General features: G+C 70.8%; 6 protein-coding genes and 2 pseudogenes. 7 read left to right on the top strand and 1 reads right to left on the bottom strand.

Going from position 1 to position 11322, the window contains the following annotated elements:
- The 4 genes and pseudogenes from ACIRQY_RS35440 to ACIRQY_RS35455 form a co-directional block, all read left to right on the top strand.
- A pseudogene (locus tag ACIRQY_RS35440) lies at positions 1–288 on the top strand (MFS transporter); the annotation flags it as partial.
- A 643-nt stretch (positions 289–931) separates the two neighbouring features.
- A pseudogene (locus tag ACIRQY_RS35445) lies at positions 932–1189 on the top strand (transposase family protein); the annotation flags it as partial.
- Between the two features lie 381 nt (positions 1190–1570).
- Positions 1571–2752: an acyl-CoA dehydrogenase family protein gene (locus ACIRQY_RS35450; protein ID WP_351796692.1), complete on the top strand. Its 1182-nt coding sequence runs from the start codon at positions 1571–1573 to the stop codon at positions 2750–2752.
- Between the two features lie 771 nt (positions 2753–3523).
- Positions 3524–4366: an NAD(P)H-binding protein gene (locus ACIRQY_RS35455; protein ID WP_403932943.1), complete on the top strand. Its 843-nt coding sequence runs from the start codon at positions 3524–3526 to the stop codon at positions 4364–4366.
- A gap of 504 nt (positions 4367–4870) precedes the next feature.
- Here the strand turns inward: ACIRQY_RS35455 and ACIRQY_RS35460 are convergent.
- A complete protein-coding gene (locus tag ACIRQY_RS35460) occupies positions 4871–6973 on the bottom strand; it encodes a BTAD domain-containing putative transcriptional regulator (RefSeq protein WP_403932946.1) in 2103 nt (700 codons plus the stop codon).
- A gap of 212 nt (positions 6974–7185) precedes the next feature.
- Here ACIRQY_RS35460 and ACIRQY_RS35465 point away from each other — a divergent pair, with 212 nt between their 5' ends.
- The 3 genes from ACIRQY_RS35465 (at position 7186) to ACIRQY_RS35475 (ending at position 10371) form a co-directional block, all read left to right on the top strand.
- Positions 7186–8091 carry an NAD(P)-dependent oxidoreductase gene (locus tag ACIRQY_RS35465; RefSeq protein ID WP_403932949.1) on the top strand — a complete coding sequence of 302 codons (906 nt, stop codon included), beginning with the start codon at positions 7186–7188 and terminating at the stop codon, positions 8089–8091.
- Between the two features lie 130 nt (positions 8092–8221).
- Positions 8222–8710, top strand: coding sequence for a pyridoxamine 5'-phosphate oxidase family protein (locus ACIRQY_RS35470; RefSeq protein ID WP_351796704.1), 489 nt, complete (start codon positions 8222–8224; stop codon positions 8708–8710).
- 476 nt (positions 8711–9186) lie between these two features.
- On the top strand, positions 9187–10371 hold the full coding sequence (locus ACIRQY_RS35475; protein ID WP_351796706.1) for an acyl-CoA dehydrogenase family protein: 1185 nt from the start codon (positions 9187–9189) through the stop codon (positions 10369–10371).
- Positions 10372–11322 lie beyond the last annotated feature (951 nt).

An 11322-nucleotide genomic window follows, 5' to 3' on the forward strand; every position in this document is an offset into this window, starting at 1 on the left:
GAGGAGGAGCAGGGCGTCGCGGGCGGTCTGCTGTACACCTCGTTCCAGTTCGGTGCGGCGCTGGGTCTGTCCGGTGTCGCCGCGGTCAACATCGCTGCCACCGACGGGACTTCTCCCGCCGCTCTCCTGGACGGCTACCAGGCCGCTCTCGTGGTGCCCCTGGTCGCAGCGCTGGTCGCCGCGTTCATCAGCGCGTTCGGCCTGCGCAGCAAGTCCGGCGCCACCAGCGCCGAACCCGTCACGGCACCGGCCCCCGACACCACCGAACGCGTCGAGGCCTCGAGATAGGTCTGTCCCGCCCGCCCGCGCACTGGGCGACCGTTCCGGGGCCGCTCGTTACCCGGTAACGGTCTCTCCCGCCCGCGCGTGCACCAGGCGTGAACGGTGTTGCCCTGGCCTTCCGTATCCCGGTCGGCCGGGGCAGCGCCGTTTCCCGGCCGGGATACGGGAATGAGCGTCGCATTGGCCGTTACCCCGGTACCGGCACCGGCCGTTACCCCGTGCCCGTGCCCGTGCCCGTGCCCGTGCCCGTGCCCGTGCCCGTGCCCGTGCCCGTGCCGGCCGTCGTCCTTCCCGGTGACCGGCTGCCGCCGGTTCCTTGTACTGGCCTTGCCGGGTGTCCCGGTGACCGCCAGCCGCCGGATCTGTGGACCGGCACTGCCGGTTTCGCGGTACCGGTCCGCGGAGCCGGTGTGTCCGGTGACGGGCCGCTGCCGTTTCCCTTGACGAGGACCGGCAGTCGTCGTTTCCCTGTACAGGGAACGCTAGTTGTCGTTTGCCTTGCCGGGACTGGCAGTTGTCGTTTCCCGGGATTGGCCCTCTGCTGTTCCCGGTGACGGGCCGTCACCGGCTCCGTCTGCTGACTGACGGCCGTCGTTTCCCGGTGACCGGTCCCTTCCGGGTCCGTGTACCGGCCCCCGCTGGGCTTCTTCAGGGTCTCCCGATCCTCGCCGACCGCGCCTGCACCGGCGCCGGGCCCTGGGTGACCACCGGCCTCAGACGACCACCCGGCGGCGAACTCACCCCGACCCACCGCACCGTCAACCGGGCCCTCGCCCAGGCCCGCGCACCCGTCGAACGCGGCATGGCACCGCTGAAGTCCTGCCAGATCTTCCGCAGATCCCGCATCATCCCCAACCACATGAGCGTCATCACCAAAGCCGTCCTCACTCTGGAGAGGCAACGCTGAAAACGCTCACTGTTTCCTTGACCGGTTGTTACCAGTTTCCGCTGTCCGGCCCCCGTGGTTTCCTTGATCGGTTTTCACCGGTTTCGACCGTCCGGCCGCCGCTGTTTCCTTGATCGGTTTTCACCGGTTTCCGCTGTCCGGCCCCCGTGGTTTCCTCGTGTCCGGTCCCGGCTGTGTCCTTGTGTCTGGGTTCTGTTGTTCTGCTGGTGTCCGGGCGGCGTTGTTTTCTGGTGTCCGGCTGTCCGGGTGTCTGGGTGGGGGTTTGTGAGAGTGCCGGATTACCTGTGCGTGAGCGTGTTTCCGGGAGAATGGAAATGCCCGTCGGCGTAGGGAAACAGTGCGCCGTAAAGTTGCTGCGGCAAAATTTTCTGAGGAGACAGGATGACCACGACCGACAGTGCCGTCACCACGGTGCTGGACGAGGTGACAGCCGTCGTCGAGACGCTCCGCAAGAGCGGTCCCGAGGCCGAGGACCGTCGCTGGATCCCGGACGAGAACATCGAGCTGCTCGACAAGGCCGGTGTGTACCGTCTGTCGGTCCCGCGCCGTTTCGGTGGCCTGGACGCCCCGATCGCCGACCAGGTCAGGATCCTGGGTGAGATAGCCCGTGCCGACACGGCCACCGGCTGGGTCTCGATGATCTGGGTGTCCAGTGCCTGGGTGCCCAGCCTGTTCCCGGACAAGGCGCAGGAGGAGGTGTACGCCGGAGGCTCCGTGCGGGTCTCCACCGGCTTCACCCCGTCGGGCACGCTGACGGCTAACGAGGACGGCTCGTACTCCCTGAACGGTTCCTGGAAGTGGCTGTCGGGCGCGCGCGGTGCGAACTGGGCGCTGCTGTCCGCTCTGATCACCGGCCCGGACGGGACCCCGGCTCCCTTCGCCGCCCTCGTCCCGTTCGGCGAGCTGGCCGTCGCCGACGACTGGCACGCCGCGTACGGTGCGGGCACGGGCAGTTCCACGGCCACCGCCGAGGACGTGAGGGTCCCGGCCCACCGTGTGGTCAGTCTGATCGAGGTCCTCGGCGGTACCACCGGCGACCGGTCCAACACCGGTGCCACCGGCCGTAACTACGCCTTCGTCCCCTTCTTCATGGCCCAGGGCGCCTCCGCGTACATCGGGATCGCCAAGGGCGCCTACCAGCTGTTCCTCGACCGGCTGCCGGGGCGTGGTATCACCTACACGTCCTGGACCGACCAGAGCCAGTCCCCGGTCACCCAGATCCAGGTCGCTGTCGCCGCGAACAAGATCGCTGCGGCCGAGGCCCTGCAGGAGAACTGGCTGCGCCGTCTGCAGGAGCACGCCGACGCCGGGACGAGCCAGTCGGTGCAGGAGCGGGCCGAAGCCCGTGGCACCGCGGGCTTCGCCATCCAGCTCGCGAAGGAGGCCGTCGATGAGCTGTTCGAGGCCAGCGGCGCCTCGGTGATCATGCGTGACGTGCCGTTCCAGCGTTTCCACCGGGACATCCGGGGCCTGGCGCTGCACGCCCTGTTCGCCTTCAACACCAACCAGGAAGTGCACGGCCGGGCCATCCTCGGGCTCGCCCCCGACACCCCGTTCCTGTGATCCACCGTTCCGGCTGACCGGCACACACCCCCGCCGGGACACCCCCCACCGCCGGGACGCCGACCCCCCACCGCCGGAACAACTCCTCGCCGGGACACCTCCCTTCGCCGGGGCGCCCACCCCCACCGCCGGAACAGCTCTTCGCCGGGGCGCACGCTTCCCTCCGCCGGGACAACCCTGCATCGGGACACCTCCCTTCGTCGGGGCGCGCATCCCCGTCCGGCGGGACACGCCCTCGTCGGGGTGCACATTCCCTTCGCGGAGGACAGCCTTTTCGTCGGGGCGCGCACCCTCCGTCCATCGGGACACCTCCCTTCGTTGGGGCGCGCATCCCCGTCCGTCGGGACAACCCCTCGCCGGGGCGCGCGTTCCCTTCGAGGGGACAGCCTTTCGTCGGGGTGCGCGCTCCCCTTCGCCGGGACACCTTCCTTCGTCGGGGTGCGCACCCTCCGTCCGTCGGGACACCCCTTCGCCGGGGCGCGTGTTCCCCTTCGCGGGGGCAGTCCTTCGTCGGGGTGCGGGCTCCTTTTCGTCGGGGCAGCCCTTCACGGGGACGGCCTTTCGTCGGGACACCTCCCTTCGTCGGGGTGCGTGTTCCTCTTCGCCGGGGCAGTTCCCTCCGCCGGGACGCAACCCCCCTCCGTCGGGACGCACACCCCTCTCCACCGGGCCGCCCGCATCCCGCGGGCGGCCCGGACCCGTCTGTCCCCTGTCCCTCGCCCCGCCCCACCTATTTCTTCCCCCCTCTCTTTTTCAGGAAGGCTCATCGCCATGACCGACACCACCGTCCTCGTCCTCGGCGGTACGGGAAAGACCGGCCGACGCGTCGTGAACCGGCTGAAGGAGCGCGGGGTCACCGTCCGCGCGGCCAGCCGCTCCGGGGACGTCCGTTTCGACTGGGACGACAAGAACACCTGGGAGCCCGCGCTCGCCGGTGTGGACGTCGCCTACTTCGTGGACGCGCAGGACAAGCCCGGCGCGTGGGACGCCGAGGCCGCGCTGCGTGAGCTGTCCGGCCTCGCGGTCGCGGGCGGAGTACGCCGGCTGGTGCTGCTCCAGGCCCGGGTGACCGATCTGGTCGGCGGCAAGTCACTGATAGCCGGGGAGCGCGCCGTCCAGGAGTCCGGCGCGGAGTGGACCGTGCTGCGGCCCAACTGGTTCTTCCAGAACTTCGACGAGGGCGTCCTGCTCGACGGTGTCATCGCCGGTGAGGTGGCGCTCCCCGCCGGGTCGGGCCGCGAGCCGTTCGTCGACACCGAGGACGTCGCCGCCGTCGCGGTCGAGGCGCTCCTGCACGACGGTCACGCCGGGCAGACCTACGAACTGAGCGGCGCCCGCGCTCTCACCCTGGACGAGGCGGTCAGGGAGATCGCCCAGGCCACCGGCCGGGACATCCGCTACGTCCCCGTCGACCACCAGGCCTACGTGGACGAGCTGGTCGGCTACGACGTGCCCGCCGACTACGCGCTGTTCGTCGCGGACCTGGTCGCCCAGATCCGCGACAACAAGAACTCCACCCCCACCGACACCGTCCGGCGCGTGCTGGGCCGTGAGCCCCGGGACTTCTCCGGCTTCGTGAAGGACGCCGCCGCACGCGGAGTCTGGAACGTCTGACCCCCCGGCACGACACCAACGGGGCCCCGCCACGATCACACCGGCGGGGCCCCGCTCCCGTACCACGATCCGCCATCCGCTCACACGGAACGGCCGTCCGCTCACACCACGGCCGCCATCCCGCTCACACGGCGGTCCGCTGCCGGCTCGCACCGCTGTCCGCTCACACGGCGGTCCGCGGCGGGCCCGTTCCCGTGCCGCGATCCGCAGTCCGCTCACGCGGAACGGCCGTCCGCTCGCGCCACGGTCCGTGGTCCGCCCGCACCGCCATCCGCTCACACGGCGGTCTGCCCACAGGGCGGTCCGCCGCGATCCAGGCGGCGGGGCCCTCGTTCTAGTACCGAAGTCCGCTCACGCCACGGCCCGTTGTCCGCTCACGCGGCGGCCCGTTGTCCGCTGACGCTACGGTCTGCCGTCCGCTCAAGCGGCGGTCCGCTGTCCGCTGACGCGCGGTCTGTTGTCCGCTGGTGCGGCGTTCCGCTCGCGCCACGGTCCGTGGTCCGTTCAGACCGCGATGCGCCGTATGTGCGGCAGTGGGTGGGGGCGGGAGGTCAGTGTGGTGGCGGGTGGGGTGGTTTGTGGCGGCAGCAGGGTCAGGGTCGATGCCCGGTGTTTCCCGCCGCCCCAGCCGGGGCGGCGTTCGAGGAGTTCCGGGCGGGCGGTGGCGATGGTGAGGAGCGGGGCCGTGCCGGCGCCGTCGGACAGGGATTCCAGCCGGTCCAGTACGGCGTCGGCCGCCCGGTGGGCGTCGTCGACGACGACGACGAGGGGTTCGAGGACCGCCGCCGCGCTCAGCAGCTCTCCCCACGCGTGCAGGATCTCTCCGCGGCCGGCGGGGTCGGCGGGGGAGGTGCCCGAGGGCAGCAGCGGCAGCAGGTTCCGGTACATCTGGGCGCGGTGGGCCTTGGCCATGGGCAGCCGCCAGACGGCGGCGGCGAGTTTGGCGCGGGCGACCTCGACCGCGTCCCGGGGCAGGACACCGCAGTAGCGGGAGAGGATCACCCCGGCCACCGCCAGCGGCTCGCCGCCGCCCGCCCGTGCGGTCAGGACCCGCACGGGCGCGGGGGACTGGACGGCGATACTGCGCTCGAACTCCGCCAGCAGATGGGACTTGCCCACGCCGGGCGCTCCCAGGACGGTCACCAGATGGGGCACGGAGCTGTGCCGGGCCCAGTCCAGCAGCCCGTTGAGGACTCCCAGTTCGTGTTCGCGGTCGGTACGGAACGCGGCCTGCTCGCCCAGGAGCCCGAGTACCTGCCAGGCGTCGGAGCAGTCGTCGGCGGACTTCGCCGCGACGGACCCGGTGGTCGCCAGCCGTGCCGCGCCGCTCATCCACACCTCGCCGTCCGGTACCCGCCCCAGCATGGTGCGGCCGTCGTCCAGGAGGGTTCCCACGGCCGAGGGGCGGCCCGCGTCGGGGCCCGGGCTCAGCCGGACCAGGGCCCGGCCGGTGGTCACCGCCGCCCTGAGCGCCGTCTGGGTGTCGGCCGAGAACCTCTCGCGCAGTGCCAGGGCGGCCCGGACGGCCCGCTCGGGATCGTCCTCGCCGGGCCGCTCGGCACCGAACAGGGCCAGGGTGAGCGACCCGATCGCGGCGACGACGGTCCCGCCGAACCGGGTGATGACGTCCTCGACGGTGTGCAGCGCCGTCTCTATCTCGCCCGGGGACACCTCGTCGAGACTGCCCAGACGCAGCCCGACGAGCAGCGCGCTCACCGGTATCCGCTCGCTCGTGCCGCCCTGCGGGGACGGCGCGAGCGGGGAGAGCGCGGGCTGCCGGTCCGGTGCCCACCGCGCACCGGGCGGCCCGGCGCTCTCACGCGGGCCGCCGGAGTCCGCGGACAGCGCGGGATCGTGGGTCAGTATCGCGTGCTGGAGCGTGCGCAGGCCGTGGCCCGGTTCCAGCCCGAGGTTCTCCACCAGCGAGGACCGCACCCGTTCGTAGACGCTCAGAGCGTCGGCCTGCCGCCCGCAGCGGTAGAGCGCGAGCATCAGCTGCCCGCGGGCCCGCTCCCGCCAGGGCTCCGCCTCGGCCATCATCGTCAGCTCACCGAGGATGGAATGATGGTGACCGCACTCCAGTTCGGCCTCGAAGAGGTCCTCCAGCACATCGAGCCGGTCCCGGCGGGCCGCGTCGAGCTCCGGCCAGCTGATACCCGACTCGGCGAGATCGGCCAGGAGCGGGCCTCCCCACAGGTCCAGGCCCTGCCGCAGCCACCGGGAGGCGTCCCGCGCCGCGCCCGCCGCGAGTTCGGCCCTGCCGGCCGTCACCCACCGGCGGAACACCAGCAGGTCCACGTCGTCGGGGTCGACCCGCAGCATGTAGCCGGGGGCCTTGGTCACCAGTTCCGGCGCACCGGGCGATCCGGAGCCCATGTTTTCGGACAGAATCGTCCGCAGACCCCATATCGCGTTGTGCAGGATCTTCCGGGCCGTGGCGGGGACGTCCTCCGATTCCCAGAGCGCCTCCACGAGCTCACTCGTCGCCACCACCCGGTTGGCATTCAGCAGGAGATACCCGAGCGTCGCCCGCTGTTTCGTCCCGCCCAGGGCGACGGGCCCGTCCGCCGATATCGCTTCCAACGGCCCCAGCAATCTGAACCTCATTGCCCCCCGCTCCAAGGTCTGACGTGCATTCGGAAATACCCGCGGGCCGGATCAGGTTGGCAATCCTTGACGCGCCGGAAGGCCTGTGGTGCACTTCCCGCAGATTTTCCGCCACTCTCCCACCAGCCCCTTGAAAGAGTCTTGAGCAGCGCGTGACGGGAATATTTTTCCCCCACGGGGGAACGGGCCACAAAAAAGAGAAGGTGAAATTCATGGTCGACAACCGGGCCGAAGACGCCGGCAGCACCACCGAAGCGGACGTGGCAATTCTGGGTCTCGGTCTGATGGGACGGGCGATCGCCGCCGCGCACCTGCGGGCCGGCCGCTCCCTGACCGTATGGAACAGGACACCGGGACGGGCCGGGGACCTGATCACCCAGGGCGCCGTACCCGCGCCCTCCGCCGCGGCGGCCGTGGCGGCGACCCGGGGCCCCGTCATCATCTGCCTCACCGAGCACGAAGCGGTCCGCTCCGTGCTCGGCACACTGGGAGAGACACTGGAGGGACGCACCGTCGTCAACCTGACGTCCAGCACCTCCGCCCAGGCCCGCGAACTCGCCGACTGGGCCGCCGGACAGGGAGCCTCCTACCTGGACGGCGCCGTCATGGCCGTCCCCCAGACCATGGGAGGACCCGACGCGGTACTCCTCCACAGCGGCGACGAGAAGGTCTTCGCACAGCATCTGCCGGTCCTGCGCGACCTGGGCACCTGCGTGCACATCGGCGAGGACCCCGGCCTGGCCGCCCTCCACGACGTCGCCCTGCTCACGGTCATGTGGGGCGTGCTGAACAGCTTCCTGCACGGAGCCGCCCTGGTGGGAACCGCGCAGGTACCCGCCTCGCAGTTCGCGGTCCTCGCCAACCAGTGGATCTCCTCCCTCACCGAGTTCGTCACGGCCTACGCCGAGCAGATCGACGCCGGGGCACCCGTCGCCAAGGACGCCAGCCTCGACACCCACGCCGCCGCCATGGACCACCTCGTGCAGGAGAGCGAGACGGCCGGCGTCGACGTCTCGATGCCCCGCCTGTTCCGCGGCATCGTCGCCGAGGCACTCCACAACGGCCGCGGCGGCGACAGCTACGCCGCCCTCATCGACCAGTTCCGGCCCCGCCCCTGACGGTGACCGCGAAGGAAGTAGGTGACTTTAAAGTGCCTTCTTCCCCGACCGGCACACGTACTGCATTCTCATCACAGAAGGGCTTTCCCAAGACCTCACCGACAGCAGCAGGACACCGAGAGGAACCGATATGGCTACCACCGTGGAATCCTTCTCGGAAATCGAGGACAAGTTCAACTCCTACATCCAGGACATCGTCTACTGCACGATGATCACCGTGGACAAGAAATCCCGCCCGCGAGCCCGCGTACTGCTCCCGATCTGGGAAGTGGTCGACGGAAAGCCCGTCGGCTGGCTCGCCGCCTACAAGACACCCGTGAAGGTGGCCCATCTGGCGAACAACCCGCACACCACCTACTCCTACTGGAACCCCCGGCAGAACGCGGTGTTCATCGACAGCGTCTCCACCTGGGCCGAGGACCGGGAGACCAGGCAGTACGCCTGGGACCTCTACCGCAAGGGAAGCCCGGCGGGCGTCGGCTACAACCCGCTCAACTTCTGGCGCGGCGGCCCCGACGACCCCAAGTACCACGTCCTGCGCATCGACCCCTGGCGGGTGCAGGTACTGCGGGGCTCCGACCTCAGCAGCCGCATCTGGACCGACGAGAGCCGCCGCTGACCCGGAACCTGGTACGCAACCCGGAACCAGTGCGGAACCCGGAACCAGTGCTGACCCGGAACCGGTGTGGGGCCGGAAGCCGGTGCGGAACCGGTACGGGGCACGGACCGGAACCCCTGCGGGGGCGGTGTGGAACCCGTGCGGGGCCTGGGCCGGGACCCGTGCGGGACCGGTGCGGGGCATGGGCCGGGACCGGTGTGGGGCCGGGGCCGGTGCGCGACCGGTGCGGGGTGCGACTCCCGGCGCGGGCAGGTGATCGGCTCCCTGCCCGCGCCGGGCCCGCACTCCAGCCCGGGCCGCCGGGGCCGGGACCACCCCGGCCGGGAAAAGCTCCACGATTTTCAGATATGGGTAACCGAACGCTCATCAATTCACAGTCCCGGCGATGACCGAGGTGTGAGCGAATTCCGGAAACGGTTGAATGAACCGGCAGTACAGTCGGCGGAACCGGACGAATTCGCGGCAGAGGAGGCAGGATGGCCACGGTCGACATCGACGCCGGCACCGTACTGAAAGCGGTGCGGGAGAGCGTGCGGACCCTCCGTGACAACGGACGCGCGACCGAGGAGCGAGGCTGGCTCACCCAGGAGAACATCGAACTGCTTGACCAGGCCGGGGTCTTCCGGTCCGCGGTGCCGCAGCGCTTCGGCGGGCTCGACCTGCCGCTCGCCGACCAGTTCGCGGTCGTCGCCGAGATCGCCCGGGGCTGCGGATCGACGGGCTGGGTGGCCAACGCCTGGATCTCCAGCGCCTGGATGATCTCGCAGTACCCGGACCGGGCCCAGGAAGAGATCTACGCGACCAGTGGGGGTTCGCTGAAGGTCTCCGGCGGGTTCACCCCGACCGGCCGGGCCACCCGTACCGACGACGGCTTCGTCCTCAACGGGAGCTGGCGCTTCAACACCGGTATCCGCGGCGCCGACTGGAACATCCTCGCCGCCCTCGTCGAGCGCACGGACGACGTGCACGAGGAGGTCTACGCGGTGGTCCGGGCGTCCGACATGGTCCTCACCGACGACTGGGACGTCTCCTCGGCCGCCGGTACCGGCAGCTGCACCTCGTCCGTGAAGGACCTGTTCGTCCCGGCGCACCGGGTCGTGGACGGCTTCGAGGTACTGGAGGGCCAGGTCGCCGGCCGGGCGCACGCCGAGGGCAGCGGCCGGGAGTACGGCCTCACCTCGTACGTGATGGCACTGTCCGCCGCGGCCTACCTCGGAATGGCACGGGCGGGGCTCGAACTGTTCCTCGGCCGCCTGCCGGGCAAGAACATCGCCTACACGCACTGGGAGGAGCAGCGGGCACACCCCTACGTCCAGTTCCAGGTGGCGGCGGCGGCGAACAAGATCTCGGCCGCCAAGGCACTGGCCGACAGCTGGACCCTGCGGATGCAGAACGCCGCCGACGCGGGCGAGCGGATGTCCATGGAGGAGCGGGTCGAGATCCGCAGCCAGATCACCTACGCGGTCCTGCTGTCGAAAGAGGCCGTCGACATCCTCCACTCGGTGAGCGGCGCCTCCGTGATCCAGCGCTCCCAGCCGTTCCAGCGGGTCCACCGGGACATCCAGGGACTCGCCCTGCACGGCCTCATGGCCCCCCTCGGCGGCTTCGAGGCCTACGGCCGGGTCCTGGTGGGCCTGGACCCGGACACCGAGTTCTTCTAGAACCACCCAGAACCACCGGGAGACCAGAGCGACCGGCACCGGAGCAACCAGCACCGGCACACCGGAGGCACCGGACAAGCAGGCGGCCGGTCGGAGACCCGGCGAGAACGCGCGGGGTCTCCCGCAGCCTCGGACAGACCCCGGCCGGGGCGGAAACCCCAGGGCCGGGGCAGGAAATCCGAGGACCGGCACAGAAACCCGACGGAACCGGGCAGTGCCACGAGGGCCGTGGACGGCGTACCCCGCCGGACACGGCCCTCACCCGTACCCGGGACCCGTACCCGGGACCCGGGACGGCGGCCGGTCGGCCGGAGGAACAGCGACCGGGACCCCGGCGACTGGAGGAACAGCGACCGGGGATCTCCTGGGTCGCTGTCAGCCGCCGTGAAGAAATCCCAGGCCAGAGGGGTGAGTTCTCCCCAAACAGCGACTGAAGCGACTCAGGACTCCCGTCTATGACACGCGCACGCACACGCGCACGCGAATGCCGTCATAAGCCCGGACCCTGAGTCGCTACGGTCGCTGGAACGGCAGGCGGAGCTTCTCTGACCTGCGCTCATGTACCAGCGACCGGGCGGCTTCCGAAGCCCGCCGAGTCGCTGGGCCGCTGTTCTCCTCAGTCGCTGGGGCCGGTCCGGACCCGCGCGGGCCCAGCGCCCGGAGCGTCTTCGGTCGCTGGACCCTGTCTCAGTCGCTGACAGCGACTCACGGGGTGCTGCGGGCGGCCGGACGGTGCACCGGAGCCCCGCCAGAGCCCGCCGAAGTCTGCCGTGGAACCACCGGGCCCCGTCGCTGACAGCGACTCACGGGGCGCTGCGGGCAGCGGGACGGAGCACCGAAGCCCCGCCGAAACCATGCCGGAGCCCGCCGCAGACCCACCGAAGCTCTGCCGAAGCCCTGTTGGAGCCCCGGCGGATCTCCGGCGGATCTCCGCCGGATCCCCGGGCGGCG

This window comes from Streptomyces sp. NPDC101490 (assembly GCF_044767145.1).
GTDB lineage: Bacteria > Actinomycetota > Actinomycetes > Streptomycetales > Streptomycetaceae > Streptomyces.